This is a genomic window from Nostoc sp. (assembly GCF_036919815.1).
Taxonomy (GTDB): domain Bacteria; phylum Cyanobacteriota; class Cyanobacteriia; order Cyanobacteriales; family Nostocaceae; genus Nostoc.
On sequence record NZ_JBALCE010000001.1, the window covers coordinates 1 to 26,799 of the forward strand.

Sequence of the window (26,799 nt, forward strand, 5' to 3'; positions counted from 1 at the left end):
CCATACTAATCTTTGTATAAAAAATATTCTAATTAAATTAATTAATGTTAATATTTATAACAGTAGTATGTTAATAAGGATATATTAAGTATGGGTATTGTAAAAGAGTTTCCCCTAAATCATTTAAAATCAATTTCTAGTCAAGGAAATAACATGGCCGTTGAATCTTTAGCACAACAATGGGCTAAAAAATATATAGGTAATCTCAAGGTTGATGTTGATACTGATAAGGCAGAAAAAATAGAACTACCTAATTTATCAGAGATAGTATCACCAGAGGGACGAAAGAAAACTGCTCAAAAAGTATTGGATTCTTTGCGAAGTGTTAGTGCAAGAGCCTGGAATAAAACTGAGGAATTATTATCAAGAGAAATTAAACAACATGGCATAGACTTAAACCTAATTAATCCGTGGGAAATCGCAGGGGATTCTTTTAAGATTTACCAAAAATCTTTGGATGTATATACTCAACAAACAACATCACAACCTCTTTCTTTGGTAAGGAATTTGGTTGACTCAGAGGATCCACTTTATCAACAGGCATTAGATGTTTATACAGAACAAGTGGCTCCTAGCAAGCTGGCTACAGTAATTGGTGCAGATATAGGAAAGCTCAGAAAGAAATACACAAGTCATGATCCTAGAGTTATTGGCTTTGTAAGTATGCAGTTTCATTACACAAGTCAAATGCTCATACAATCACTTGAGCCAATAGAACAATCACTTATTAGTACATACTTTAAAGTTATTGATGACCATTTGTATATGCCACTGCAACGTGCTTATGAAGCAGCAGCTAACCATGATTCTGATTCTGTAGCATTATCCGCAGTGCAAAAGTTACTACCAATTAGTACACAAATTGCTAAGAGGATTTGCCAAAAAATAATTAAAATTTATCCAAATTACAACTCAATGTCTGGTGGATTAAGTAATCCAATAGTTAAGACTTCTAGTATTCGTGATGTAGAAATGTTTCAAATATACCTGTGGGTATGTGCTTTAGAAACAAGCTGTGGAGCTATCCAAGAAGAGTTATTTCCATTATGTGTAATGCTGTATCCCAGATTAAAAGTCCACTGGGAAATAGTCCGTCAAATGCTAAATTTGCTGAGGCAAGAAATAGACATTAGCTTAACTCCTCAACAAGCTGAAACTTTGATGCCATATTTCCAGGTATTGTGGGATATGTTCTCTCCAGAGGTGTTTGCTGAACTTGGATTGTAATCGCGGACTTACAAGGAATAAATTAAATTACTCAACAAAGAATTATTCTCTGCCAGACGTTACGCCTACTCCTGCAAAGAAGCCTTAATAGTCATTCTCTTGAGAGAAGAGTTCTAACAACCCAATTGTGCCTACAAAAAAAGTATAAATAGCATATTTTATTGGCATCTTTTTTCTTGAGGTTGCATAAAAAGTTGCTATAATACTTTCGATAAAATGGCTCGTCATGGCAAAACGCTCAATCCAAAAAATTGGATTAAGGCTGCTTGGTAGATGACTATTATTTATTACTGCATAAATATTCCACGATTCTAATCCAATTGCGCTTGTTATAAGCATTGTAGATAGAACTTTTACAAATGTAAAAATGTTTCTTGAATTAAACTTTAAGTTCATAAATGTTCACAAAAAAACGTTTAACATATCCACAAGACTTGGTGAAATAACAAACAATTTAATGTGTGTTATCTAAAAATTAACACTGAGTCAACCAATCTTATAGCAGTTATCGGCCTTTGTGAGGTACAAAAACCCCACCCCAACCCCCTAAGAGCAAGCGGGGAGGGGCTATGATGTACCTCATGTGATTAGGAAACGCTATATATATACGTAGACACAACGAGTAATCAAGATTAAATCACCAGATATTTAAAAAATCATAAAACTGTGGAATAATACATAGATGGTAAATTTAATTGCACTCTAGAGATTGATAAAAAATGTAAAGCTATGATTGCTCAACATTACAATTCAATTCATGTTGAAAAGAACTTGCTTAAACAAATCAAAATTAAAGAAAATCAGCTAAAAATTGCCCAAGAATCTAATATGCTCTATGTAGCAGAAGGATTACAGAATGAACTATTAAAGTTACAGGATGAATTATCAGAGGTGCAAGACGTTGAAATTCAGGCGTTGATGAATTTGCTAGACGATTAAAATTGTAAATTTGTGTTGCAAAGTTTATTGAAAACACAAAAACCCTGCTATCAGGAAACTAGTAGCGATCGCTCAATTATAAACAGGACTTACGCAAAAAATCGCCAAAACCTTGAATTTACGTAGGGGCAATTCATGTAGCTTTAGCTTTCCTACGGAACGCTACGCGAACCCGCAGGGTATTGCCCCTACAATTCGTTAGTTTTGCGTAAGTCCTAATAAGGTGTCATAGAAGGATAATGATTATTACTTAGATAATAAGATGTTAAAGTTTTTGCTGAGTATATGGTCTTTTGATCTGCGGTACTGAATCAATCTTAAGAACAGGTTTAATTGACCGCAGTTGCCTTTGCCTAAGAATTTGAATTTCTCTCTCAATCGAATCTTTTCCTTGCCTAAAAAAGTCTTGAGAATTATATGGAACCAAGTCACGGGATAAATGTTGAGCTTGTGCTGGAGTCAAACTAGAGAAGGCTTGTTGAGCATTAGCACAAGTTTGTAAAGCCAGGAAAAAAGCTGTTGAAACCACCAAGGGTTTTATTTTTATATATCCGGTGAATATCAGGTTTAGCATGATTGATACATTTATTGCGTGAATGCCGCTTAAAACCATTTTGTGTTGGTCGGATTATAACCAAAGTACACTTATTTCCTTGTTAATTACCTCCCACAAATGGGTGAATTAATCAGCTAAACTACTACACCACGACGTAAATCCAGCTACCATCTCAATTAACTAGACATAAAGATAGGCAAACTTCCGCGTCTCCTACATGAACGAATAAAACTTGAGACAAGCGGTATAAATTAGTATGATAGAACATTGGCGGAACTCGTTGCGATCGCTAAGACAATAAAAGATATTGGCACAACTAAGGTCTAATACTAATCTGATAGACTATCTTAAATTTAAAATTATAAAAGCTGGTAGCTCAGGCTGATAACTAACTATGAGTGAAGCCTTATTCTGTATCGAAAATCTACGAGTTGCCTATCCTGGGCGGAGTGGAGAAGAAGCAAGCTGGGCGGTTGATGATGTATCTTTCACCTTGCAACCAGGTGAAAGAATGGGATTGGTGGGAGAATCGGGTTGTGGTAAGTCAACTATCGGACGCGCAGTAATGCGTTTACTACCAGCGTCTAGTCATGTTGAGGGACGGGTGATATTTCAAGGACAGTCGGTGTTTGACTTGATGCCTAACCAGTTGCGGAAGTTTCGCGGAGAAGCGATCGCATTAGTTTTTCAAGATCCGATGACACGGCTTGATCCACTGATGACGATTGGTAAGCATTGTATCGAAACCCTTCAGGCGCACTCACCAGAATTATCAACGCGTCAAGCCAAAGAAAAAGCACTTGCTACTTTGGCAAAGGTGAATATTCCAGCTAGTCGTTGGAATCAGTATCCTCATGAGTTTAGCGGTGGAATGCGCCAACGGGTAGCGATCGCCTTAGCTTTACTCCTCAACCCGAAGTTGATTGTTGCCGATGAACCCACCACCAGTTTAGATGTGACAGTTTCCGCGCAGATATTAAAAGAATTAACTCGCCTGTGCGGTGAAGAAAACATGGGATTGCTGCTGATTTCTCACGATTTAGCAATGGTGGCTGAGTATTGCGATCGCATTGGCGTTATGTACAACGGTAAGATAGTCGAAATGGGTTCTACAGAAACCGTATTTAGACACCCTCAACATGAATACACGCGATCGCTCTTAAAAGCAGCTTTACACATTCAAGCAGTAAAAGATAATGGAGAATTGATAATTGTCAATGACGCAGAAAAGCAATTACCGATTATTAATCAGCAATCCCCAATTTTGAGTGTTACTGAACTGAAGCAATACTACACTATAGAACCTAACTTTATCGAACGACTGTTTAACACACAAGCACAGACAATTAAAGCAGTGGATGGTATTAACCTGGATCTTTATCCAGGAGAAATTCTCGGTTTAGTTGGGGAATCAGGTTGTGGTAAAAGTACGCTATCACGAACAATTTTGCAACTAATTCGCCCCACTAGTGGCAAAGTTGAGTTTTTAGGGCAGGATTTAACTAAACTCTCGCGTCAAGAAATTCGCTGCTCACGGCGACAAATACAAATGGTTTTTCAAGACCCTCATGCTTGTCTTAATCCAGCAATGACAGTGGGAGAAAGTATCGCTGACCCTTTATTTATCCACAATCTGGCCAATCCTACTAAGGCAAAAGAAGAGGTTTTATGGATGCTAGAAAAAGTTGGGTTAACACCGCCAGAAGTGTATTATGAGCGTTATCCATCAGATTTGTCTGGGGGACAACAGCAACGAGTTGCGATCGCTCGTGCTTTGATTACTCACCCTAAACTTCTTATTTGCGATGAACCGGTGAGTATGTTAGATGCTAGCGTGCAGTCACAAGTGCTGGATTTGATGTTGCAATTAAAGGAAGAGTTTGAGTTAACTTATCTGTTCATCACTCATGATCTTTGGTTAGCGAGATTTTTGTGCGATCGTATTGCCGTGATGAATGGCGGTAAAATTGTCGAACTCGGCGTGACAAAAACTATTTTTGCTAATCCTCAGCACCCATATACCAAAACCTTACTAGCTGCTGCTCCCTTACTATCACGCGCTTAACAAAATCAGAAGATTATGAGTTTTAAATTCCCAACTCCTGTACGCGATTAATCGCGTCTCTCTTCCCTTGCTGCAAGTAATTTAGTTGTTTCTCCACTCGAACCATATAGCTCAACGAATCTTTTAAACAGCAACGCAGTCTCGTGATTTGAAGTCCTATTTAAGTTGAATAAACGCTCTATATTTTTCTCAGCCAAAGCACTTAGATAGGGCAAATCTTCAAAGAGTGTCAAACAAGAAGCAAAATGCAATATTATTTGTAATAATGGCTTTGGCCACTCTAGGTCACTATAAATATCTATAAATAGGTGATGCTCTGAGTCATTTAAGGGGAAAGCATAAAATATAACAAATATTCTTTTCTGATTGTAGACTGGAATACTCAGTTCAATAGTGTAGGGAGTATGTAAGATTAAATCCACTTCCACAGTCGGCTGTCGCCAAATTCTCAGAGGATTAGCTGGCGAATCTAATATTGTTTGAAATTTGATTATCCCACCGTTGTTTGTGGTCTGAAAGTGGCTAATATTAAGAACTTTAAGATTAGTAAGGCTAAACCGATGAACTGTTTCCAAATGTTTTAAGTTCAATAGATGATAGATTTGGCAAATATAAGGAAACGGTAAAATATACTCCTGACTAATCATGTGGAGCTTTTTTAATTGAATTTTGTTAGCTTGAGTACGATCAAGATATTCTTGATATTGGCTAGGGACTAAATCATTGCTATTGAAGCTTTCCTCCGGCTTGAGATATAGCCAACTCACAAAAAGGAAAGAGGCTGTAAATAACTGAGATATTTCTATAGCAGATAGATAACCATCAGCAAATGCAGCTATGCTTCTATCGGTTATTCCAAAAAGCCAAAATAGAATACCAAATTGCCAGATATTACTTTTTATTTTATCTATAAAGAGTGCTATCTCAACATTTGAGACATGGCTACCCTTATTTATACTTAATTTATCATTCTTTTTCAAACAATTAATCAACATAAGACTTTGATATTACTTAAATAGTAGTAATCCATAGAGTTTAGATTTATGTTAAGTTTAATTACAAATATTTAGTTATAACCTCTATCTTTAGATGTATATACAAGTTGTACTAATTCATATCCATTTAGAAAAAGTTCTCATGAGCCAGACTAAATAATACAAGTCATTCCGAAATTACATATAACCCTATATCTACCAAGTATCTGAAAAATAAAATAAATTATCTTGTCTGATGCCAAGCTATCTGAGGAGAATATGTCGAAACTCCAGTGAGGTTAAGCAATGGTTAATCAGACATACACAGCTGATATCTTAGTTGTCGGTGGGGGAACCGGAGGCACTGCGGCTGCTATTCAAGCCGCGCGACGAGGAGCCAAAACGATTCTGGTAAGTGAATTTGCTTGGTTGGGGGGGATGCTGACTTCGGCAGGAGTATCTGTACCCGATGGCAACGAATTAGAAGCCTTTCAAACGGGGTTATGGGGGGCGTTTTTGCAGGAATTGCGACAACGACAACCGGGAGGATTAGATAACAGCTGGGTAAGCTTTTTTAGCTACGATCCTCGGATTGGGGCAGAGATTTTTGCAGATTGGGTGCAGGAATTGCCAAATCTGCACTGGATTTCTGGACAAGTGCCAATAGAGGTATTCCGACAGAGTGATTCTATTACTGGTGTCCGCTTTGCTGATTTTGCTGTCACAGCCAAAATTATTCTCGATGGCACAGAATTAGGAGATTTATTGGCTTTAGCTGAGATACCTTACCGATGGGGCTGGGAATTGCAATCTGAGTGGGGAGAACCCAGCGCCCCAGTGACTTTTAACTCTTTAACCCAAAGATATCCTGTGCAAGCGCCCACTTCGGTAGTGATTATGCAAGACTTTGGTGAAGCGATCGCTCCAGAAATTCCGCCCGCCCCTAATTATAATCCATCTCAGTTTACAGGTGCTTGGGATGGCTATGGAGCAGAGACAGTCTTGCAAACTCTCACGCCGGGAGACCCGGACGCGCGAGGTTTGCGCTTTTTGAATTACGGACGCTTGCCTGGTGGTCTGTTTATGATTAATTGGCCAATCTGTGGCAATGACTACGGCCAAGGAGTAGACCGACTGATAGAGTCAGAGCTATCCAGAGGTGAATTCATCCAAGAATCTCGCTGGCACAGCCAAAATTTTGCCCATTTTATCCAAAATCAGCTTGGTCGTCGCTATGGTTTAGCAAAAAAACTATTTCCTCACACTCCTACAGCTTTTGCACTGCATCCCTACTACCGCGAAAGCCGCCGCTTGGTGGGGCTAACTACTGTCCGAGAACAGGATATTTTGCCCGTTGCTGGAGGTAGAGTTGCATCTATATTTAATGATCCGTTCGCCCTTGGCGTTTGCGAAGCAATCGCAGTTGGTAACTATGCCAATGATCATCATTATCCTGGTGTTCAATTCCCACTGCAACCTAAATCTATCCGTTGGGGAGGACGTTGGACTGGGACTCCTTTTACAATTCCCTACAGTTGTTTAATTCCAGCCACAACAGATGGTTTCTTAGTCTGTGAAAAGAATATTTCTGTCTCTCACATTGCCAATGGCGCCACCAGATTACAACCTGTGGTTATGGGCATTGGTCAAGCAGCAGGGATGGCAGCAGCGATGTGTGTTGAGTTAAACTGCCAGCCGAGGGATTTACCTGTTAAGACGCTGCAAACAGCTTTATTGTCAGATAATCGCTCAAAAACAGCAATTATTCCTTTATTTAATCTTCCACCCAATCGTTCGGATTGGCGGCACTGGCAACTGTATTACTTAGATAACCCACAAGCCTATCCAGTTAGTGGCGATTGCCCTTGCCCATCGGGGAATGAGTACCCACACTCCCAGGCAATAATTCGGGAAAGTAACTGTTTCAAAGGCATTTTCTACCGCTTGTCACAGCAAGAATACAGATTCACTGTCACAGCACCAGCCGCATATCAAGGTCAAAATTGGCAGCTTGTGACTTTGCGATCGCATATCGACGAGCAATTACGCACTTATCCCCACGAACAATTAGTTACATTGTGGGGTCATCAGAATCACTTTGCTAATTGGTTATTAGTCGAACATTTAAACCAAGGGTAAGAAGAGTTTATTTTCAGTAAAACAGAATACTTTTTGATGATTTGTCCGGATATTAATCAAAAAGCTAAGTATCAGTGAAGTGGAGAGTTCCAAAATAGACATCTTCTATGCGTGCTGCCATTTCACTTTTAGTATCGAGTCTGGTGTTCGGCCCCTTAGCTTATAACTGCCAAACAATGGTCAATCACTTATCCTATGGGCTGCCTTCCACGCCTGCTTCGGAACAGTGGCTCTCGGCAGCATCTGAACAAAATGCAGATGATGTGCCACGTCATCGCGGTAGTGGGCGTAGAGAAGTAACGCAAAAATTCGGAAATATGTATGCTGTGGTTTAATTACCTTCGGGTAATGCCTCTTTTCCCAAAAGAACCAAAGTATCAGAAAATCGGCTGTTGTGCTAACATCTTTTACACAGCTTTTCTGGTAAAGATATATACAGTTGACATCCGAAAATCTTCAGCGATCGCTTGGTATTTCAACTGCAAGCTTTGTATATATAGTTGGCGTCAATCCTGGCGATCAAAACGCAAATCAAATTAAGTGCCTTGATCAACAGCATCACCAACTCCTCAAAAGCTACACAACTGTTGCTTATATTGCTGGGAAGCTCTGCGTCTCAATCCTCAACGGCTCTAGAAATAGATGTAAATTAGGCTATCAGTTAATCTAAAGCACATCTAATTTAGACATTTTGCTTGTTGAGGAAACAGTCTTCAGGCAACTTCACTTTATTGCCCAATAGGTTTTGTTCTCATAGATTGAGTAGCTAGTTATCTACATCAGCAACTAATTGATCTTCACTCCGACACCTGTTTAGCGTCCTTTGCCGAAGCATAAAATCCCTTTCCTTTCATCTGAGCTAATCTAGGGCATGGATTCGCACAAGTAGTATAGGTTTATTCCACTTGGTAATAAATCTTACTATTCCTGACTTACTCTTGCACCCTGGTTCCTTCTCCTCGCAGATGGCTCCCGACGAAATAAATATTAAGAAGAATCTGCTAGATCACCTTAGTCATTTTAATTATTTTACACCCAAGGCCAAATGCAAAATTTTGCATCTGGCTTTTTTAGATGAATTTTACGTGAAGAATAAGGGAATGGTGCATCTCAACATGGCTTATGAGCAATGAAATACTTGCTCATAAAATGGACTTGCATCTCAATATTCTCAAAGCCTGCTCTCTGCAAGCGTTCTACCAAGTTATCAGTGGTGTAATCCCTGTAATAGGGTTCATGGTAAGCTTCGGGGAAAGAATCCATCATATGTTCAAACTCAGGTGAATCACTCAATTGAATTGAGTCACAAATAATAAAGACTCCTCCTGGTTTTGTCACCCGGAAGCATTGCTCAATGATACTTTGACGTGCGATCGCTGGTAACTCATGGAAGAGAAAAACAGAAGTTACTGCATGAAAATAGTTATCTATATAGGGTAACTCTTCGGCATTCGCTTGTAAGAGTTGCGGCAATTCTCCCGGAATTTGGGATAATAGTTTGTTTGCTTTCCGCAAATAAGCTGGTGACAAATCCGTGCCAAACAGTGATGCTTGAGGCAATGCAGCCCGAATCAACTTCAGAGTTCGCCCAGTTCCACAAGCTACATCCAAAATCCGAGCCTGCCGTGGTGAAACGGACTCAAAAACTTTCAGCCCTTGCTTGAGAGGAGCGAGAATTCGCCGCCGCATTGTATCAGCTGCCCCTCCAAAAACAATTTCCACCTGTAAGTCGTATAAATTGGCTGACAGATCACTCAAATAGCCATTGCTTTGGTCATGGAAATTCTGCACGTAGTAGCTGGGATAACCATCTGTGTCTATCTCCGGCGAAAAATCTTGATAATTCCCTCGTTCAGTCCGCTCCCAACTTTGAGGTAAATCTAGCCATACTAGCGGATAGTAGCGGAAAAAGTCTTTCCAAGGGTTGTCAAACAGCAAACTTTGGGGATATAGACCTTTTTGGGCATCTTGCCAGTCTGTTTCCAGCAGCTGATTCAATCTCTCTTGAAGTTTGAGTAGAACCTCCTTTGGGATTGGTTTGGTCTTTTGTTTAAGCGTCGGATACACCAGGTTACTCAACCGTGAGGTTAATATTCTGTGTGCCAGACCAAAGTAATTTTTGCTTTGTTGAAAGGTCTGATAAGTCAGCTTCGTTAAATTGTCAGTCATAAAAATAGCTTCAGGTTTGACTACTTATAGTTATTTTATGTAAATAATTGTAACGAATCAATTATCTATTGTTGGCAAAGCTAGAGGCTGCGAGGTCACACAATTTTGGATTTTGGATTTTGGATTTTGCGAACGCGAAGAGCGTGTCAAAGACAAAAGTTGCATGCGGGGGTGGAGGAGTTTGAGCAAACTTTTCAAGACAGATTAAAGAATTGAAAAGAGCAATCAAGTCAGGGGCTTCTGTCAAAAATATTTGGACTCTTGCTCAAATATAAATTTTTGTAAAAAGTAGCTATTGTTACAGAATTTTTGCTATATTTGTTTGTAAGAAAACCAAAAATTATATATTCACAAAATAGAGAGGACTATGGTTATGTCTATTGCAGATAAATCTCGTGCGTTAATGGTGCGTGAACATCAGCAAGTCAAGAATCGCCAACAATCAATGCTGATGCGGGCTGCACAAGAACTTGGTCTTCCTGAAGAAGCATCTCACTACTGGAACCCGATTCAAGGGAAGGTAGATGCTAGCGCTCGGATGATTTATGGGCCTAGTCATGCTTCCATGAGCTAAGTTTCAATACTTTTAAGGTTGGTTTTTGAGTGAATGTCTCAACTGACAACTCTGGAAAAAAGCCACCCTATACTCTAGGGTGGCAAAACTTATTACTTTTACACGACTTACGCAAACAATAGCCGAAAATAAAGATTTTCTTCTTAGGGGCAATACCCTGCGGTCAGCTAAAGCTACATGAATTGCCCCTACTACAATGTGTAGTTTTGCGTAAGTCCGATTTTAGTTAGATACGATTCTTAATTAAGCATCGTAGTACAGGTAAAACTCATAGGGATGAGGACGTAGCTGCAACTGCTTAACTTCGTTACTTAGCTTGTAATCAATCCAATTTCCGATAAAGTCTTCCGTGAAGACACCTGATTCTGTCAAGAAGGCGTGATCTTTTTCCAGTGCTTGCAACGCCAATTCTAAAGAACCTGGAGTTGAAGGAACCTTCGCCAGTTCTTCTGGAGAGAGTTCATAGATATTCTTATCTAAGGGTTCACCAGGATGGATTTTGTTCTTGATGCCATCGATACCAGCACAAAGCATTGCAGCAAATGCCAAGTAAGGGTTAGAAGTAGCATCTGGACAACGGAATTCTAAACGCTTGGCTTTGGGGTTAGTGCCAGATAGAGGAATACGGATAGAAGCAGAACGGTTCCCTTGGGAGTAAGCCAAGTTCACTGGCGCTTCATAACCAGGGACTAGGCGCTTGTATGAGTTAGTACTGGGGTTGGTAATTGCCAATAGCGCTGGTGCGTGTTTGAGAAGACCACCAATGTAGTACAACGCCATTTCACTCAAACCAGCATACTTATCACCTGCAAACAAAGGTTGACCACCTTTCCAGATGGATTGGTGACAGTGCATTCCCGAACCGTTGTCGCCAAAAATCGGTTTTGGCATGAAGGTAACGGTTTTGCCGTGTTTCTTGGCAACGTTCTTGATGACATATTTGTAAATCATTAGCCAGTCAGCCGCTTCGATCAACTTCCCAAACTGGAAACCCAGTTCGCACTGACCACCAGTAGCAACTTCGTGGTGATGCTTTTCAATGGGCACACCTAATTGTGCCATTACCAACAGCATCTCTGTACGGATATCTTGGAAAGAATCCGTCGGTGAAACTGGGAAGTAACCTTCTTTGAAGCGTGGTTTGTAACCCAAGTTGGGTTTTTCATCTGTACCGGCTTTACCGGAATTCCAAGCACCTTCCTCGGAGTCTAAGAAGTAGTAGCCTTCGTTAGCAGTTTGGGCAAACCTAGCACTGTCAAAGATAAAAAACTCAGCTTCCGGGCCAAAGAAGGCTGTGTCACCAAGACCAGTGGAAACTAAGTAGTCTACTGCTTTTTGGGCAATAACGCGTGGGCAACGGTTGTACCATTCGCCTGTGCGGGGTTCTTTGATGCTACAAATTATACTTAGCGTTGGAACTTCCATGAATGGGTCGATCCAAGCAGTGTTGGGGTCGAGTACCATCGTCATGTCCGATTCGTTGATCGCTTTCCAACCCCGGATGCTGGAACCGTCAAAAGGTACGCCATCAGTGAATGCAGTCTCATCAATTTGGTTTTGGTACAGTGTGAGGTGCTGCCAAGTACCTACTGTATCGATGAATTTGAGATCAATCAGTTGAATTTTTTCATCTTGAATTCTCTTCAAGACTTCTTGTGGTGTTGTCATTGTTACTCCTTCTCTACCAATTTCCTAAAGTAAAACTAGAATCTTACATTGCATCCTAACCCTGCTGATCTCAATCAAACCGTGACACACCTGAAATATCTTAAATACTAGACATTGGTAGATTTTGTAGTCTACGTTACAGATATCTGGATTATCAAATTATATTAACCTTTCGGCGATCATCTGTACAAAACTGGAAAGTTCATGACATCAGGGGTCAACTTTGGCATAAAATCCTTAAATAGTGGATAAATTGTTTTTGTGCCAAATCTATTTTAAATAGCACAAAAATTTACTGCTGCATTAGTGCAGCCAAATAAATATCAAACCATAAATAGCAAGGATTGGGAGAAAAAGGAATGCGCGATGCAGTAACAAGTTTAATTAAGAATTATGACCTAGCTGGTCAGTATTTTGACCGGAATGCGATCGATAGCCTAAAGTCCTACTTTGACAGTGGTACAGCAAGAGTACAAGCGGCGGCGGCGATAAATTCTAATGCGGCTGCACTTGTCAAGCAAGCTGGTTTAAAGTTATTTGAAGAACTGCCAGAATTGATTCGTCCCGGTGGAAATTCCTATACAACTCGTCGTTATGCGGCTTGTCTGCGGGATATGGACTACTACCTGCGCTACGCCACCTATGCGCTAGTTGCTGGGAACACAAATGTATTAGATGAGCGTGTGCTGCAAGGGCTGCGGGAAACTTACAATTCTCTAGGAGTGCCAATTGGACCTACGGTTCGCGGTATCCAGATTCTCAAGGATCTGATTAAGGAACAAGTGGCAGCCGCAGGTGTGGTTAATACTGCTTTTGTGGATGAACCGTTTGATCACATCACACGCGAGTTGAGCGAACAGGATATTTAGCATCTAGCCCTGGCGATTATAAATCGCGGAACTATACAAACAAAGTTCGCGTAAGTGGACTTAAAAAACATCGCACTTTGCCTTAATTGGCAAGGTGCGTTTACTTTTCTTAATGCAAAAAAATATTTGTTGTCTAGAAAGTAATAAATGGGATGGTCATCCTATATATCTACCTATGTTAGTTTTACCTAAACAAAAATTTGTTTTAATGTTTAATTATGATGAGGATGAATAGGCGATATTTTGAATTAGCGATCGCGCCTCTGTAAAATAGTTTTATTAGATTAAAGCTGTGTTTTAGGAGCTATTTTCGACTAATGCCTGCCAGAGATATCTACCACGGCGCAGTCATTAAAGCACTGACAGCAGATGGTTGGACAATAACCAACGATCCCTTATACCTCGGCCTTACTTTTCATGTCATGTGGAAAAGTCTACGAAAGGCTGTGACACCTTCCGTCGTGAAGGGAGCCAAAGCAGACGATCCCCTCTAATTGGATGTCTTAACCGTGACACCTCTGTTGCCAATACCAAAGGCAAGAAAAGCGTAGCTGTAACCGCGTCCGTCAAGTACCTGCGAGAAACAAGCTTTCCCTAGCCCTGGAGTAACAACAGATGCGATCTCTCTTTTTGTGTGGCAATTTGCTGCCGAATATCTGTTATGGCTGTGCTTTCTTAAGCCTTATATTAGGGAGATTATATAAAAAAACTCTGTATATTTCAAAAGGATAATGGTATGTAGTTGCGATCGCTCTGAATTGCTTAAGGAAAAACTCCTTTAGCGTTTATTGTAAGCTGGACAGTTGAATTAGACTGGCTAAAGTATGCGATCGCTCATAGATGAAACGCATTAGTTTATCTTATAGAGCCACAATGGAAGTTGCCAATGTTTGAGGCGCTGATGATGGAAGAATTATTAAGTTTGAAAGACTTGCTTGTTAAAGGCGATGTTGAAGGAGCATTGATTATAGTTGAAGAATTAACAGAAATGAGCCGAAATGACATAATCAAGACGATTCGTAGCTATGCAGTGATTTTGCTGTTGCATCTAATTAAACAACAAGCTGAAAATCGCACGACTCGCTGTTGGGAAGTCTCAATTCGGAATTCGGTTCGGGAAATTCAACGCGAAAATAAGCGGCGTAAAGCGGGGGGCTATTATCTCACGCCAGAAGAATTGTTAGAAATCTTAGCAGAAGCCTATTTTAATGCCATTGATGAAGCAACGCTTGAAGTAGAAGAAGGTCGTTATGAGTTAGAAGAATTAGAAAAGCTGGTTAACCGAGAAGAAATTATCAATCGTGCTTTGACTTTAATCTTACCAGGAGAGTCTAGTTAATTGGCTAAACAGCGACTCGATACATTATTAGTAGAGTTAAATTTATGTTCTTCTCGCGCCTTAGCACAACGGCTAATTCAGGCGGGGGAAGTCACTGTTAATCAGCAGTTAGTTGATAAAGCTGGTACAGAAGTTGATATTTCGGCTCAAATAAATATTAAAGTGCGATCGCCTTTTGTTTCTAGAGGCGGTGAAAAACTCTCCAAAGCTTTGTCAGTATTTGCCATTCCCGTAGCAGAACGCATTTGTTTAGATGGGGGGATTTCTACTGGTGGTTTTACTGATTGTCTCTTGCAAGCTGGAGCAAAACAAGTTTACGGAATTGATGTCGGTTACGGACAAGTTGACTGGCGGTTGCGAAATGATTCGCGGGTGATTTTGCGGGAACGCACCAATTTACGACAACTACGACCAGATGAGTTATATGGCGAGGATGACCCGATTCCTGATTTGGCGGTGGTCGATGTATCGTTTATTTCTTTAACCAAGATTCTGCCTGCTTTGTGGCAACTAACTCAAGCTAATCGGGAAGCTGTGTTGTTAGTCAAGCCACAGTTTGAAGTCGGTAGATCGCGTGTGGGTAAAAAAGGGGTTGTGCGCGATCCAAATGACCAAGCTGATGCTATTTTCCAGGTGTTGCAAGTAGCCCAAGAATTAGGATGGAAATACAAAGGCTTAACTTGGTCGCCAATTACTGGCCCTGCTGGGAATATTGAATATCTTTTGTGGTTGGGAATGGAAAGTGAAACACCACCACTTGATTTAGAGGCGATTAAGCAAATAACCCAATCAGCAATAACTGATTTACGGAAGAGTTAAACGTTGCTCAAGGATATTTTACGCTTTTGTTTAACTGCTTCGGCGTCTAGGTGGTTGTGGTGGAGGTGGTTCTTGGGATTTTAGCTTGTCATCATCAGTCAGAAACTCTACATGAAAACCCTTTTGGTGATAGTGCCTACCCAAGATTACAATACTGGCATCACCCATAGAAGTCTTTTCTACAACTTGATTAGTGAATTTAGCCGCTAAATCTTTCAATCCTTCCTCCTCCCAAAGAACAATTTGCTCACGGAACTTAGCCCAAGGTGTTGTTTCATCAGCTGCACAAGTTATGATTTCGGCAAATTTTTGAGCGGTTCTACGTTTGCTTTCTGAATCTGTTGTTTTAGCTTGTGCAATGTGATTACCTGTTTCTATAACACTAGTTAAAGGCAGTACCAGCGTTGTTGATTTGTCGATTTATGCTTGAATTTTTTGATTTACACGTTCAAAATTCCATTCATTATTACCAGCAGTTTCTCTACCTGGAACTTGTAACCAAACGCATAAAAGCGATGTATCGATCAGTAGCACCTTTCTCATATTAGTAACTATTCATTATGAGAAAGGCTTCTTTCAATTGCACCCTTAGCTGTCATATCACCCAAAGAATATGATGCAAACAACTTAGAAAAATTATCAATATTTTCTAAAAGTGTAAGCTTACTTTCTCCAGTTTCAGAATCGCGGTGTGCAACAACCACAAAAGGAACTATCTCTGGGCCTAAAGCATCAAGCAAAGCCGGGTTATGGGTAGTAAGTAAAATATCAATTTTTCTTTTGCTGCCAATCTCTCGTAGTATTCTTACCAGCAATTGTGCACGCGATGGATGAAGACCATTATCTATTTCTTCAATTACTATTTGACTACGTTCTGGTCGAGTAAGCAGCGCTGTAATAATTGCTATAAATCGTAAAGTTCCATCGGACATAGTTCTAGCATCAATCTCTGTGATGTGTCCAGGCTTCCATTGTTCTTGGCAGTAAAGCATGGCATCAGTACCAAACCTACCTACTTTTTCCGTCCATACTTTTTGAATATCGCCTTCTGGGAAATCTTTGATGTATCTAGATAAAGTTGTTTCTACTTCACTTTTTTCTTTATCATTCAATGCTGCTAGTACACCTGCAATATTAGAGGCATCACTTTCAAGATTATCAGATAATGGTGAGTAATCCCGCATTTTAGAAGGAATAGGATTGAAAGTGAAAATGTTTGATAATGTAGAAATAATATTATCAATCTGTACTATTTGATTTCTTAAAGAGTTACTTTCTAATTTTATCTTATCCAAGGAATTCTTACGACTTGTAAAACTGTTATTTATCAATTCATTCACTTTTTCTAAGGTTTTAACTTGTTCATGTGATTGTGCCTTTAAATCCTCAATATTATTGATATTATCTATTAATATTTCTATACTTGTCTGCAAATATTTTATTTTTTTCTGAGAATCTTTCCAATCTTCTATTCCTTCATCAATATCATTATCAATCTTATTAAGTTTAATCATAGGCTCTGACAGGTAAGATTGCTTGGCATCTTTTTCATATAAAAGTATGACATCTTTCTCAGACGAATCGTTATAATCTATTAATTCCACAGATTCTTGTAAAATCTTAATATCAGGTTTTGTTTGTACTTTAATTTCATATAATAAATCAATATTAGTGTCTGTTGTTGGGACAAGAGCTTTTAATGCAAATTGTGTTTCAGGTTTAAAAGCAACCCAATCTACACCACCACGAATATTAGAAAGTTTTGTATCTCCTCCTATAGCAACTTTGATAGTTTCACCCCTCACAATTCTGTGTAGAAATTCCAAAGCTTCAACTACATTAGATTTTCCACTTGCATTTGTCCCAATTAGAACAGTCAACGGGTCAAGTGGAAGCTCTGCGTAACGGAAACTTTTCCAATTTTCAAGGATGAGTTGCTTAAGCATCATCAACTCCAAAAATACTAGGATTTTACTTCTACTATAAGGTTTTTGGCATTGCTTAACTGCAAGCTTCTCTCTATGCCTCTGCGTGATTCAATCATACCGTCATCCAGGAACGCCAAGTTTTTCATCCCTCAATATCTCAGCAAAAAACAACAAAGCCAGTAGATAGAGTAAAAAATAGCGTAATTACTCTATCTAACTGGCTAAATTTCGCTGCGCTTTTAGAGATTTATGCTTCTGGCGGCAAATCTACACTGTAAAGAGTTTTCCCTACCAAGTTACGTAGTGTTACCGTCATCACCTTTGTATTAGCATCAATCTTGATTCCTCCAAAGAATTGCAAACCTTCACTTGGGGGTCGATTTGCTTTTGTACCTGGAGGAAGGCTTTGAAATATTAATTGTGGGCCAAAGGTATTTTCCAATTCGTTTGGCCCAAATGTGCCAGAGTTAAGAGGCCCAGCGACGAACTCCCAAAAAGGCTTGAAGTCGGTAAACTGCGCTTTTGCGGGGTCGTAATAATGGGCTGCTGCGTAATGTACATCAGCAGTTAACCAAACAACATTCTGGATATTCTTGTTTTTGATAAATCGTAGTAAATCGGCAAGTTCTAGTTCTCTTCCTAAAGCTGGGCCATTTCCGTTAGCCCAAGCTTCAAAGTCCGTGGTACCGTCTTTAACTATCAGCCCCAAAGGCATATCACTAGCAATCACTTTCCATGTTGCTTTTGATGATAACAATTGCCTTTTGAGCCATTGTATTTGTGTTTCGTCCAGAAAATCTGTTTTTTTACTTGGTACTGGCTGATTATTGGGGCTATTTGGCCCCCGATAGGTGCGTTCATCCAGCATGAAAATGTCTAGTAATGGCCCATGCTTAAAGGAGCGATAAATTCTCGTTTTGTCTGGATTATCGGTTGTATATCCAATAGGCAGATATTCTAAAAACGCTTGTCTTGACCTTTCAGCTAGCAAGTTAACATCCTTAACTGTATAACGGTCATCGTTGAGGATAATTTGCCCAGGATACCAATTGTTCCTTGTTTCGTGGTCGTCCCACTGTGCCAATATGGGAACTTCAGCGTTGAAACGCTTGATGTTTTCATCCAGCAAATTGTAAATATAGTTGCCACGAAATTCTGTGAGAGTCTCTGCTACTTTGGATTTTTCGGGTGTAGTGATGTTTTTCCAAATAGTGCCGTCGTCTAAAGTTACTGCTGATTGAATTGGCCCATCAGCATAAATATTATCTCCAGAATGGATGAAAAAGTCGGGATTAAGTTGACGCATACTTTCGTAAATTTTCATCCCACCGAACTCAGGATTAATCCCCCATCCCTGGCCAGCAGTGTCTCCACCCCAAACAAAGAATACATCTCGCCCAGATTTGGAGGGAGTTCGGAAAGTGCCTTTAACAGGAACGCTGTAGGTGCCTTGATAATCTAAATCTTGGAAGATTACCCGATAAAATAATTTTTGGTCTGGTGGTAAATTCCTCAGATAAAGTCGGGCTGTAAAGTCGCTATTTTTTAAAGCATTCGGCCCCACAACTCGCTGCACATTTTTAAAAGATTCGCTAGTAGAATATTCTACGATCATTTTGGCGGGGCGATCGCTCCGACTCCAAATGACAATGCTATCGTTGCAGATATCTCCGCTAGCTACACCATAAGGTATGGCAGGACGCATTTTATCAGAGGTGATAATTGCAGGTGCTTGAGCAAAAACTTGTGATTTTGCTCCAAGATTTGTGGCAATAATCCCACCTGCTGTGATAGTTGAACGCAGCAAAAACTGGCGGCGGTTTAGCTTCAATGAGTGATTAGATTCCATACTAAATAATGACAAGCTAAAGAAGTGTTACAGGATAAGTGTTTAGCACATTCTGTTAGAAAAATAAGTAAAGAGTAAGTTATCTAACGGTTAATAAAATATTAAAATATTAGATTCGCTGAATTACTCTATATTCCCACATCTACACTGTGAATTTTGGCTAGCAATCTGGGAAAGATAAGTTTGTAACAATTGATAAACTTTGAAATTATAGGCACGGATATCCAAGATGTTACCAGAAATATTATCTCAGCACCCAAGGCTTGAGAGTATGCTGATTATGGATGGCATGACAAATGCTAATGAATCCAACTTGCGATTAAAGTCAACTTTGCAAGAATTACCCTTTTGGCAGGTTCAGATTGAAATAGATCGCCCAGGCAATGATTTAGCTATGCTTTTTAACCAAGAGCCTTTATTGCCGGGAATTATACTGAATAATAATCAACACTATGCGGGGATGGTTTCGCGGCGGAAATTCTTTGAGTATATGAGCCACCCTTATAGTCTGGCACTATTTTCTATAAGACCGATTAGAATTCTCTACAAATTTTTCCATCTAGAGATGTTACCACTTTCTGAGGATACGCTGATTGTCAATGCGACTCAGGCAAGTTTGCAACGAGCACCTGAAATTGCTTATGAGCCGATTTTAGTTAAAACTACCTCTGGAAAATATAAGCTCGTCGATTTTCATGAATTACTCTTAGCCCACTCTCAAATTCATGTTTTAACGCTTGTTGAACTACAGCAGGTAGAAGAACAATCTAGAGTCGCTAAAGCAGGTTTTAATGATCTTCAACATAACTATACGCGATTAATCCAGAGTGAAAAAATGGCTGCTTTAGGACAACTCGTTGCTGGTATTGCTCACGAAATCAATGATCCCGTCAACTTTATTGCTGGCAATATTGTCCACGCCATCCAATACAGTCAAAATTTACTCGATCTGATTAGATTGTACCAACAATATTATCCTGAACCATCAGCGGAAATTGAAACTGCGATCGCAGAAATTGAACTAGATTTTTTAACTACTGATCTCCCCCGTCTTCTCACCTCTATGCAGGTTGGCACTGAGCGAATCGAGCAAATCATTCTTTCCTTACGAAATTTTTCTCGTCTCGATGAATCTGAGAGAAAATTAGTTGATATCCATGAAGGTATTGATAGTACTTTAGTAATTTTACAAAGTCGTCTTCAAAATCACCAAATCGGTGAAAGCATAAACATAATTAAGGAATATGGTGAACTTCCTCAAGTTGAGTGCTACGCTGGGTTACTCAATCAGGTATTTATGAATATTTTGGCGAATGCTATTGATGCCATACAAGAGTCATTAGTCATTAGTCATCCGTCATGGCTAAGGGATAAAGCAAAAATTTGCATTCATACTGAACTCACTGATGACAAGCAAGTAATTATTCGCATTTGCGATAATGGCCTAGGAATTCCAGAGAGTATCCAAAAGCAGTTGTTTGATCCATTTTTCACCACTAAACCCGTTGGTAAAGGAACTGGATTAGGTCTATCTATTAGCTATCAAATTGTTGTAGAAAAACACGGTGGTCAACTACAATGCATATCCACTGTTGGCAAAGGGACTGAGTTTATTATTAAAATTCCACTTCAACTTAATTCTTAACAAGTTCCGAAAAACCAGCAATAAGCGTTTTCCTTCACTTACATATTGAACTTTAACTATAAGTTCCTGCTGTCTGACTAATGACCGTAACAGGTTCTGACTCGATATCATCTAGCTTCTTAAACTCTCCAGCCCGCCAGCTATCTGTTATATCCTTGATAAAACTGGCAATAGGGATCGCAATTAATAAACCCAGCACTCCTCCCAACTTTGCTCCCAACAGCAAAGAAATCACTACCCACACGGGATTTAATCCAGTCAAATTACCAAGAATTCGAGGTGCAACAAAATTAGAATTAACTTGGTCGATTGCAACAGCTACACCTAAGACTTCAACTCCTAACCAAAAGTTTTGCAATGCTACCAACAAACTTACTATAGCTATACCTACCCCCGTACCAAAGGGGAAGAGAGAAAACAAACCAATACCGATGCCAAAAAGTAGAGCCAAGGGAACTTGCAGCGCCAAAAATGCCAGTGTAATTGTCACCCCTAACACAGCTCCCAATGTTGCTTGACCGATAAAGTAATTGTGGAAATCCTCTCGCAGTAATTCCCGCACTTTTGACCCAATGTTAAGGGGAAACCACTTAAAAATTCCGTCCCAAAGACGTTCGCCGTTCAATATTAAATAGATAGTTAGCACTACCGCCAGCAGCACGTTGAGGACAATACCAATGGTATCGACGGCAAAACCAAGAATTCTACCAGTAAAGGACTGAAGTTGGTTAGATAATCGTTCCAGAACTTGGGTAAATAAACCACTTAAATTAATCGGAAGCTGTTGTTGACTTAATGCCCAATCCTGGAAAGCTTGCAGCTGCTCAGTACCAGAATCAATCCAACTGGGCAAAATATTAGCTAGCTCTACGAGCTGTTGGATAATTAGGGGAACCAAGGTGATGCCTAGAGCTCCTAAAACCACCACAGTCAAAAGCAACACTCCTCCGATCGCTAGGTTGTGTTTTACTCCTTGTTCCTGGAGAAACTGGATTGGATAGTTCAAGACAAAAGCCAGTAAGATGGCGGCGGCAATAATACTCACCAAGGGTTGAAAATACTGTACAACTTGAAGCAACAGCCAGCCATTGAGAATGGCAATGGGAAACGCCAATCCTATAGTTAACCATCGCGGCAGTTTGTTTACTGATTGCATTAGTGGTGACTCCACAAGAGTTATAAAGTTTTGTAGTCAGGGCTTCAGCCCGGAAAATAGGGATAGAACCGCTTACTACGAGCCAATTGAATTAATTTTACATTGCGTAACATAGTTTGATTTATTCTTGGCCAATTACTTACTTCAAACTGGGCAACTAATAGCCGTTTAGCAAACAGTGATTCTTTTTGATTAGGCTTGTTGAGTTGTCTCGATAAAATCCAACATAATTTGCTGATGCACACTTCCCAAAGGTCGCACTTCGCCAGCCTTTTGCGAATAACAGTTACCTTGGCGAATATCTTCTGGCGTCAATAACCCCATATCCCAGCCTTCATTCAAAACCAGTTGATTTAATTCCATCAAGAGTGGTGCATGAAAGACATGACGGATAACTCTTTCGCCGGGATAATAGCCAAATTCAACAAAAGGTGGTAGGGTATAGCCGATTTCTTCTAAAATTTCTCGTTTCACTGCTACCTCTGGCGTTTCACCAGGTTCGATATGACCGCCAAATAGCGCCCAGTAACCAGGGTAGAGAATAGCGGGGATGTTGTCGCGTAGTTGCATGAGAAACTTGTTTTTTTGGTAAAGAATTGCGATCGCTACATGCACCGGTTGATTGTTCATTTTTAATTGTTGATTACTCTTCTTCTAGATAAACTTCCCCCAATTCTTTACCAGCTAAGGGGATACTGCGGTAGCGAACTTTACCCTTAATCACCACTTGCGCTCCCTCGACCAGATTCTTTTGATTCGTGACAACCCAAATTTTGCCAGTCGAGTCATTAATTTGATAAGCCCACTGCTTCATCAGAGGAGCTTGCTTTTCTACCTGACCTTGGATGTAAACTATAGCCTGATTGTCTAGTTTTGGTTTAATTTCTCGAATTGGGGTGACATTGGTGCCAATTTTTAAGTTAACCCCATTCAAGCCAGAGGAAGACAAACTACCACAACTACAAAGTCCCACTAACAATAAAAAAATTAACCCCAGGCGGTAGGGAACAATTTTGTGTCCGTAGAAGAAGGAAAGGAACAAATTTCTCCCTTGTTCCACAAACTGACTTTTCACCGGATCTGGAAAACCTCTCTTCTTGCAGGAGAGAAGCTTTGAATTCTCCCCATTCCCTACAAGGGTTGGGAACTCTTGGGTTAGATTTCGCCTCTTCTTTTCCCCATGACCTGAAAAGTCAGGTTTGATGAAAGCCACCGATTGAGCCAATTTTTGTGTGATTGTTTGCTTTGTCGCCAGTTTCATTAGGCTCAGTTCCCATTTATAATGTTTTCTTTGGTTATAGAAACACGCTCTCAACTGAGCAAAAAATGTTCCGATTTCATCGTTTATCTTTATATTCTTCAGATAACGTCGTTGATCTGAGAAAATAAACATTATGGATTTACCGTGAGAAAAACGCTACAACCTCAAACAGATACACAATAATAGTTAAAAGTCAAGATTCAAGAATCAATATTTTCACTCTAGATTTTGGACTGTTGACTCCGCCTAGACCAGAAGCGACAGAGTTTTGATAAAAGGCGAATATAGCTGGGAATTCTCATGGAAAGAAAAACTGCCAAACTCATTGATGGTAAAGCAATAGCTGCAAAAATTCAGCAAGAACTTTCTGTTGCCATTACACAATTACAACCAAAAATTGGACGACCACCTGGTTTAGCAGTGCTAATGGTTGGGGATAATCCAGCATCAGCGGCTTATGTACGTAATAAAGAAAAAGCCTGCGCTAAAGTTGGTATTGCCTCTTTTGGGAAGCATTTTCCCACCCAAACTACCCTTGGGGAGTTAGAAGAGGCGATCGCAGCACTAAACCACGATGAACGCGTGGATGGCATTCTTGTGCAGCTGCCCTTACCTAACCACTTGGATGCTGTGACTCTGCTAAATCAAATTGATCCCGATAAAGATGCTGATGGATTGCACCTAGTTAACTTGGGGCGACTAGTCCGGGGAGAAATCGGTTTACGCAGCTGCACCCCGGCTGGCGTGATGCGACTCTTACAAGAATATGAGATTACCTTGCAGGGAAAACAGGCAGTAGTGGTGGGACGCAGTATTTTGGTGGGTAAACCGATGGCGCTGATGCTACTAGAAGCTGATGCCACAGTTACGATCGCTCACTCGCGATCGCATGACCTCAAAACCATCACCCAAAATGCTGATATTCTAATTGCAGCAGTAGGTCGTCCTGGACTGATCACTGCTGACATGGTGAAACCGGGCGCTGTTGTGGTAGATGTAGGGATGAATCGCGTCACCGATGCTAGTGGCAAGAGTCGCTTAATTGGCGATGTCAACTTTGAATCAACCGCCGATGTAGCAGGATTTATTACCCCCGTTCCTGGTGGTGTTGGCCCGATGACTGTCGCCATATTGTTGCAAAATACATTTGCCAGCTATTCCAGGGCGGCGAGAGAATAAAGAGAGTGATGAGTTAAAAATTAAGAGTTATTAACTCCTAACTCCTAACTCCTAATTCCTAACTATTCATTTTTTCAGCCCCACAGCACCTTAAAATTGTCACGTATAAGACAAAAATCCCAAAATGTCAGGAATTTAAGAATGGTAGCAACTGATAACGTTCAAAAGACACCACCACAGGAAGCCACGCTTAACTTAGCAGTCTATCTGAAAGAGCGACAAAAGCTTTGTGATACTGCTTTGGATCAGGCTATCCCGATCATTTATCCAGAAAAGATTTATGAGGCGATGCGCTACTCGTTATTAGCTGGAGGCAAGCGTGTACGTCCGATTCTTTGCCTTGCTACCTGTGAAATGATGGGTGGAACCATCGAAATGGCCATGCCAACGGCTTGTGCTGTGGAGATGATCCACACAATGTCGTTGATTCATGACGACCTCCCAGCGATGGATAATGACGATTACCGCCGTGGAAAGCTGACGAATCATAAAGTCTATGGGGAAGATGTGGCGATTTTGGCTGGGGATGGCTTGTTGGCTCTGGCTTTTGAGTTTGTTGCCATTCAAACTCCCCAAAGCGTCAACAGAGAGCTAGTGTTGCAGGTAATTGCCCGTCTTGGTCGGGCGCTGGGGGCAGCTGGTTTGGTCGGTGGTCAAGTTGTCGATTTAGAGTCGGAAGGGAAATCAGATATTTCCCTAGAAACACTAAATTTCATTCATAAACACAAAACAGCCGCTCTTTTGGAAGCTTGCGTAGTTTGTGGCGGGATCATAACTGGGGCATCACCTGAAGATGTGCAGCGACTGACTCGTTATGCTCAAAATATTGGGCTAGCATTCCAAATCATCGATGATATTCTGGATATCACTGCTACTCAAGAGCAATTAGGCAAAACAGCTGGTAAAGACCAAAAAGCCAAGAAAGTGACTTATCCCAGCCTTTGGGGGCTTGAGGAATCGCGATCAAAAGCCCAAGAGCTAGTTAAAGCAGCTTGTGTGGAATTAGAACCATTTGGAGAGAGAAGCAAACCACTCCAAGCGATCGCTCATTTTATTACCAGCCGCAATAACTAGTACCGCTTTGCGGAATTCGGAATTATTATACCGCAAGGGTTTGATTGATTTTGAATGGGTGGTTTATTTACACTATAATGTAGTACTACCGCCCAACGGAATTCAAAATTTAAAATTCAAAAAGCTTATTTAATAAGCTTTTCGGCTATTTTGAATATTGGTCTGTTTCCACCGAGATGTACTAGGTTAATTTGGGATTTTGGGTTGAATCTAAATGTTTCCTCAACCAACAACTGCTGCTAATATTTACAGGCTAGCCGATAAGCTTAGAGCTTCAGTGACCAAGCGTGCCTCAAATTAAGCGACTCGTGCAGTTCGACAACCTTACTGACCACGGTTTTAACCGCATTGAGAATTGATTTTTGGTACGAACATTCGAGGTTATAATAGGATAATGCCACAGGTAGAATAACCGCTAGCACACATCGGTAAGGACTCCCAAACGATCGGCTAGGAAACAATAATGGATAGTGGGTGGCGAACACCACGAATAAACATAGCCTTAGTAGCCAACGCGCACCCATACCAGAAAACAACACTATTTATTCATTGTACAAAGTACCGTAGGGCATACGGGAACTAGAGAAACGATTCTCTAACGCTTAGGGAGATAAGCCCACTGGGGTTGTTTAAATTAGACTCGGCACTTTGTTCTATTGAACGGGTATCAGGTTTAAATATTGCCGCAAGGATGGACAATTTTAAGGTATGTCGTTGAACTAAGAATCTCAGCTTCTTTAGACCTGAGAGTGTCAATAACTTAACCAAAATATCATGCAGGACATAGGCAACATTTTAGACAACCGGGTGCTGTTGGTTGCTCTAGTAGCTTGTTTAATTGCTCAAGCACTAAAGCTCGTAATCGAGATCATCAAAAATCGTAAACTGAATGTGCGTGTTTTGGTGACAACAGGAGGTATGCCCAGTGCCCATTCGGCTCTGGTTACGGCTCTAGCGGCTGGTGTCGGGCAAAAACTGGGTTGGGCATCTCCTGATTTTGCCGTTGCGATGATTTTTGCGATCATCGTCATGTATGATGCAGCCGGAGTTCGCCAAGCAGCCGGTAAGCAAGCTCGTATCCTCAATCAAATGATTGATGAATTATTTGATGAAAAACCAGACTTTAGCCAAGACCGTCTGAAGGAATTACTCGGACATACACCAGTTCAGGTAATCGCCGGGTCAGCTCTGGGTATAACTATCTATTGGTTAGCTAGGTCTGCTTATTAAGCTAGGGCAATGAATCTTTGTTTTAGTGGCTATTGATAATTAGTAATATCAAGTTCAGGTGATTACTTATAATAAAATTTATCAATGTAGGTTGGGTTAAACGGCAGTGAAACCCAACATGAACAAGGATCAAATGTTG

General features: G+C 40.4%; 26 protein-coding genes. 15 read left to right on the forward strand and 11 right to left on the reverse strand.

The annotated features are described in order from the left end of the window. The first annotated feature begins 90 nt into the window (after positions 1-90). The gene (locus tag V7K15_RS00005; RefSeq protein ID WP_442949632.1) at positions 91-1,227 is read left to right on the forward strand and encodes a hypothetical protein; all 1,137 of its coding nucleotides are present in this window, start codon (positions 91-93) and stop codon (positions 1,225-1,227) included. A gap of 84 nt (positions 1,228-1,311) precedes the next feature. On the opposite strand, the gene V7K15_RS00010 is transcribed toward V7K15_RS00005, so the two are convergent. After that, positions 1,312-1,623 (reverse strand): hypothetical protein, encoded by a 312-nt coding sequence (locus tag V7K15_RS00010; protein ID WP_334901872.1) that lies wholly within the window; start codon positions 1,621-1,623, stop codon positions 1,312-1,314. Positions 1,624-1,956: 333 nt separating this feature from the next. On the opposite strand from V7K15_RS00010, the gene V7K15_RS00015 reads away from it, so the two are divergent. Then, positions 1,957-2,166: a hypothetical protein gene (locus tag V7K15_RS00015; RefSeq protein ID WP_334901874.1), complete on the forward strand. Its 210-nt coding sequence runs from the start codon at positions 1,957-1,959 to the stop codon at positions 2,164-2,166. A gap of 265 nt (positions 2,167-2,431) precedes the next feature. Here the strand turns inward: V7K15_RS00015 and V7K15_RS00020 are convergent, their stop codons facing one another. After that, the gene (locus tag V7K15_RS00020; protein ID WP_334901876.1) at positions 2,432-2,740 is read right to left on the reverse strand and encodes a hypothetical protein; all 309 of its coding nucleotides are present in this window, start codon (positions 2,738-2,740) and stop codon (positions 2,432-2,434) included. 376 nt (positions 2,741-3,116) lie between these two features. Between V7K15_RS00020 and V7K15_RS00025 the strand changes: the two genes are divergently transcribed. Continuing rightward, positions 3,117-4,787 carry an ABC transporter ATP-binding protein gene (locus V7K15_RS00025; RefSeq protein WP_334901878.1) on the forward strand — a complete coding sequence of 557 codons (1,671 nt, stop codon included), beginning with the start codon at positions 3,117-3,119 and terminating at the stop codon, positions 4,785-4,787. Positions 4,788-4,834: 47 nt separating this feature from the next. Here V7K15_RS00025 and V7K15_RS00030 read toward each other — a convergent pair whose 3' ends face one another. Beyond that, complete coding sequence (locus V7K15_RS00030; RefSeq protein ID WP_334901880.1) at positions 4,835-5,782, reverse strand: hypothetical protein; 948 nt, start codon at positions 5,780-5,782, stop codon at positions 4,835-4,837. Positions 5,783-6,067: 285 nt separating this feature from the next. Between V7K15_RS00030 and V7K15_RS00035 the strand changes: the two genes are divergently transcribed. The 3 genes from V7K15_RS00035 to V7K15_RS00045 all read left to right on the forward strand — a co-directional run bounded on the left by V7K15_RS00035 (position 6,068) and on the right by V7K15_RS00045 (position 8,570). After that, positions 6,068-7,900, forward strand: coding sequence for an FAD-dependent oxidoreductase (locus tag V7K15_RS00035; protein ID WP_334901882.1), 1,833 nt, complete (start codon positions 6,068-6,070; stop codon positions 7,898-7,900). Between the two features lie 107 nt (positions 7,901-8,007). Next, positions 8,008-8,235 carry a heterocyst-inhibiting protein PatX gene (patX, locus tag V7K15_RS00040; RefSeq protein ID WP_334901883.1) on the forward strand — a complete coding sequence of 76 codons (228 nt, stop codon included), beginning with the start codon at positions 8,008-8,010 and terminating at the stop codon, positions 8,233-8,235. Positions 8,236-8,339: 104 nt separating this feature from the next. After that, positions 8,340-8,570, forward strand: a complete 231-nt coding sequence (locus V7K15_RS00045; protein ID WP_334901885.1) for a hypothetical protein — start codon at positions 8,340-8,342, stop codon at positions 8,568-8,570. 440 nt (positions 8,571-9,010) lie between these two features. Here the strand turns inward: V7K15_RS00045 and V7K15_RS00050 are convergent, their stop codons facing one another. Then, positions 9,011-10,069: a class I SAM-dependent methyltransferase gene (locus V7K15_RS00050; RefSeq protein WP_334901887.1), complete on the reverse strand. Its 1,059-nt coding sequence runs from the start codon at positions 10,067-10,069 to the stop codon at positions 9,011-9,013. 373 nt (positions 10,070-10,442) lie between these two features. On the opposite strand from V7K15_RS00050, the gene V7K15_RS00055 reads away from it, so the two are divergent. Beyond that, a complete protein-coding gene (locus tag V7K15_RS00055; RefSeq protein ID WP_292703524.1) occupies positions 10,443-10,643 on the forward strand; it encodes a hypothetical protein in 201 nt (66 codons plus the stop codon). A gap of 243 nt (positions 10,644-10,886) precedes the next feature. On the opposite strand, the gene glnA is transcribed toward V7K15_RS00055, so the two are convergent. After that, positions 10,887-12,311: a type I glutamate--ammonia ligase gene (glnA, locus tag V7K15_RS00060; RefSeq protein ID WP_334901888.1), complete on the reverse strand. Its 1,425-nt coding sequence runs from the start codon at positions 12,309-12,311 to the stop codon at positions 10,887-10,889. Positions 12,312-12,670: 359 nt separating this feature from the next. On the opposite strand from glnA, the gene apcB reads away from it, so the two are divergent. The 4 genes from apcB to V7K15_RS00080 all read left to right on the forward strand — a co-directional run bounded on the left by apcB (position 12,671) and on the right by V7K15_RS00080 (position 15,338). After that, positions 12,671-13,180, forward strand: a complete 510-nt coding sequence (gene apcB / locus V7K15_RS00065; protein ID WP_334901889.1) for an allophycocyanin subunit beta — start codon at positions 12,671-12,673, stop codon at positions 13,178-13,180. A 317-nt stretch (positions 13,181-13,497) separates the two neighbouring features. Continuing rightward, entirely contained in the window at positions 13,498-13,674 is a 177-nt protein-coding gene (locus tag V7K15_RS00070; RefSeq protein ID WP_334901891.1) for an element excision factor XisH family protein, read from the forward strand. 410 nt (positions 13,675-14,084) lie between these two features. Then, positions 14,085-14,519, forward strand: a complete 435-nt coding sequence (locus V7K15_RS00075) for a DUF29 family protein (RefSeq protein ID WP_334901908.1) — start codon at positions 14,085-14,087, stop codon at positions 14,517-14,519. After that, on the forward strand, positions 14,520-15,338 hold the full coding sequence (locus V7K15_RS00080; RefSeq protein WP_334901893.1) for a TlyA family RNA methyltransferase: 819 nt from the start codon (positions 14,520-14,522) through the stop codon (positions 15,336-15,338). Between the two features lie 30 nt (positions 15,339-15,368). Here the strand turns inward: V7K15_RS00080 and V7K15_RS00085 are convergent, their stop codons facing one another. The 3 genes from V7K15_RS00085 to V7K15_RS00095 form a co-directional block, all read right to left on the reverse strand. Continuing rightward, positions 15,369-15,557 (reverse strand): hypothetical protein, encoded by a 189-nt coding sequence (locus V7K15_RS00085; protein WP_334901895.1) that lies wholly within the window; start codon positions 15,555-15,557, stop codon positions 15,369-15,371. A gap of 332 nt (positions 15,558-15,889) precedes the next feature. Next, complete coding sequence (locus V7K15_RS00090; protein ID WP_334901909.1) at positions 15,890-17,284, reverse strand: AAA family ATPase; 1,395 nt, start codon at positions 17,282-17,284, stop codon at positions 15,890-15,892. 229 nt (positions 17,285-17,513) lie between these two features. Next, positions 17,514-19,115, reverse strand: coding sequence for an alkaline phosphatase D family protein (locus V7K15_RS00095; protein ID WP_334901897.1), 1,602 nt, complete (start codon positions 19,113-19,115; stop codon positions 17,514-17,516). A gap of 229 nt (positions 19,116-19,344) precedes the next feature. Here V7K15_RS00095 and V7K15_RS00100 point away from each other — a divergent pair, with 229 nt between their 5' ends. Next, positions 19,345-20,760, forward strand: a complete 1,416-nt coding sequence (locus V7K15_RS00100; RefSeq protein WP_442949633.1) for an ATP-binding protein — start codon at positions 19,345-19,347, stop codon at positions 20,758-20,760. A gap of 52 nt (positions 20,761-20,812) precedes the next feature. Here V7K15_RS00100 and V7K15_RS00105 read toward each other — a convergent pair whose 3' ends face one another. From V7K15_RS00105 to V7K15_RS00115, 3 genes are all read right to left on the reverse strand, one after another. Next, complete coding sequence (locus V7K15_RS00105; RefSeq protein ID WP_334901899.1) at positions 20,813-21,916, reverse strand: AI-2E family transporter; 1,104 nt, start codon at positions 21,914-21,916, stop codon at positions 20,813-20,815. A gap of 192 nt (positions 21,917-22,108) precedes the next feature. Beyond that, positions 22,109-22,546 carry an NUDIX hydrolase gene (locus tag V7K15_RS00110; protein WP_334901900.1) on the reverse strand — a complete coding sequence of 146 codons (438 nt, stop codon included), beginning with the start codon at positions 22,544-22,546 and terminating at the stop codon, positions 22,109-22,111. A gap of 13 nt (positions 22,547-22,559) precedes the next feature. Then, complete coding sequence (locus tag V7K15_RS00115) at positions 22,560-23,177, reverse strand: hypothetical protein (RefSeq protein WP_334901902.1); 618 nt, start codon at positions 23,175-23,177, stop codon at positions 22,560-22,562. A 300-nt stretch (positions 23,178-23,477) separates the two neighbouring features. Here V7K15_RS00115 and folD point away from each other — a divergent pair, with 300 nt between their 5' ends. The 3 genes from folD (at position 23,478) to V7K15_RS00130 (ending at position 26,660) form a co-directional block, all read left to right on the forward strand. After that, the gene (folD, locus tag V7K15_RS00120) at positions 23,478-24,356 is read left to right on the forward strand and encodes a bifunctional methylenetetrahydrofolate dehydrogenase/methenyltetrahydrofolate cyclohydrolase FolD (RefSeq protein ID WP_334901903.1); all 879 of its coding nucleotides are present in this window, start codon (positions 23,478-23,480) and stop codon (positions 24,354-24,356) included. Positions 24,357-24,497: 141 nt separating this feature from the next. After that, positions 24,498-25,430, forward strand: a complete 933-nt coding sequence (crtE, locus tag V7K15_RS00125) for a geranylgeranyl diphosphate synthase CrtE (protein WP_334901905.1) — start codon at positions 24,498-24,500, stop codon at positions 25,428-25,430. Between the two features lie 774 nt (positions 25,431-26,204). Next, a complete protein-coding gene (locus tag V7K15_RS00130; RefSeq protein WP_292794073.1) occupies positions 26,205-26,660 on the forward strand; it encodes a divergent PAP2 family protein in 456 nt (151 codons plus the stop codon). Positions 26,661-26,799: the final 139 nt, after the last annotated feature.

What these genes read in the sequence shown, in the direction of transcription:
- V7K15_RS00010 (WP_334901872.1), bottom strand. Translation starts at nt 1,623, where the DNA reads ATGAACTTAAAGTTTAATTCAAGAAACATTTTTACATTTGTAAAAGTT.
- V7K15_RS00130 (WP_292794073.1), top strand. Translation starts at nt 26,205, where the DNA reads ATGCAGGACATAGGCAACATTTTAGACAACCGGGTGCTGTTGGTTGCT.
- crtE (WP_334901905.1), top strand. Translation starts at nt 24,498, where the DNA reads ATGGTAGCAACTGATAACGTTCAAAAGACACCACCACAGGAAGCCACG.
- V7K15_RS00055 (WP_292703524.1), top strand. Translation starts at nt 10,443, where the DNA reads ATGTCTATTGCAGATAAATCTCGTGCGTTAATGGTGCGTGAACATCAG.
- V7K15_RS00015 (WP_334901874.1), top strand. Translation starts at nt 1,957, where the DNA reads ATGATTGCTCAACATTACAATTCAATTCATGTTGAAAAGAACTTGCTT.
- patX (WP_334901883.1), top strand. Translation starts at nt 8,008, where the DNA reads ATGCGTGCTGCCATTTCACTTTTAGTATCGAGTCTGGTGTTCGGCCCC.
- V7K15_RS00005 (WP_442949632.1), top strand. Translation starts at nt 91, where the DNA reads ATGGGTATTGTAAAAGAGTTTCCCCTAAATCATTTAAAATCAATTTCT.
- V7K15_RS00050 (WP_334901887.1), bottom strand. Translation starts at nt 10,069, where the DNA reads ATGACTGACAATTTAACGAAGCTGACTTATCAGACCTTTCAACAAAGC.
- V7K15_RS00095 (WP_334901897.1), bottom strand. Translation starts at nt 19,115, where the DNA reads ATGGAATCTAATCACTCATTGAAGCTAAACCGCCGCCAGTTTTTGCTG.
- V7K15_RS00070 (WP_334901891.1), top strand. Translation starts at nt 13,498, where the DNA reads ATGCCTGCCAGAGATATCTACCACGGCGCAGTCATTAAAGCACTGACA.
- glnA (WP_334901888.1), bottom strand. Translation starts at nt 12,311, where the DNA reads ATGACAACACCACAAGAAGTCTTGAAGAGAATTCAAGATGAAAAAATT.
- V7K15_RS00115 (WP_334901902.1), bottom strand. Translation starts at nt 23,177, where the DNA reads ATGAAACTGGCGACAAAGCAAACAATCACACAAAAATTGGCTCAATCG.
- V7K15_RS00105 (WP_334901899.1), bottom strand. Translation starts at nt 21,916, where the DNA reads ATGCAATCAGTAAACAAACTGCCGCGATGGTTAACTATAGGATTGGCG.
- V7K15_RS00110 (WP_334901900.1), bottom strand. Translation starts at nt 22,546, where the DNA reads ATGAACAATCAACCGGTGCATGTAGCGATCGCAATTCTTTACCAAAAA.
- V7K15_RS00020 (WP_334901876.1), bottom strand. Translation starts at nt 2,740, where the DNA reads ATGCTAAACCTGATATTCACCGGATATATAAAAATAAAACCCTTGGTG.
- V7K15_RS00030 (WP_334901880.1), bottom strand. Translation starts at nt 5,782, where the DNA reads ATGTTGATTAATTGTTTGAAAAAGAATGATAAATTAAGTATAAATAAG.
- V7K15_RS00090 (WP_334901909.1), bottom strand. Translation starts at nt 17,284, where the DNA reads ATGCTTAAGCAACTCATCCTTGAAAATTGGAAAAGTTTCCGTTACGCA.
- folD (WP_334901903.1), top strand. Translation starts at nt 23,478, where the DNA reads ATGGAAAGAAAAACTGCCAAACTCATTGATGGTAAAGCAATAGCTGCA.
- apcB (WP_334901889.1), top strand. Translation starts at nt 12,671, where the DNA reads ATGCGCGATGCAGTAACAAGTTTAATTAAGAATTATGACCTAGCTGGT.
- V7K15_RS00035 (WP_334901882.1), top strand. Translation starts at nt 6,068, where the DNA reads ATGGTTAATCAGACATACACAGCTGATATCTTAGTTGTCGGTGGGGGA.
- V7K15_RS00075 (WP_334901908.1), top strand. Translation starts at nt 14,085, where the DNA reads ATGGAAGAATTATTAAGTTTGAAAGACTTGCTTGTTAAAGGCGATGTT.
- V7K15_RS00100 (WP_442949633.1), top strand. Translation starts at nt 19,345, where the DNA reads ATGTTACCAGAAATATTATCTCAGCACCCAAGGCTTGAGAGTATGCTG.
- V7K15_RS00025 (WP_334901878.1), top strand. Translation starts at nt 3,117, where the DNA reads ATGAGTGAAGCCTTATTCTGTATCGAAAATCTACGAGTTGCCTATCCT.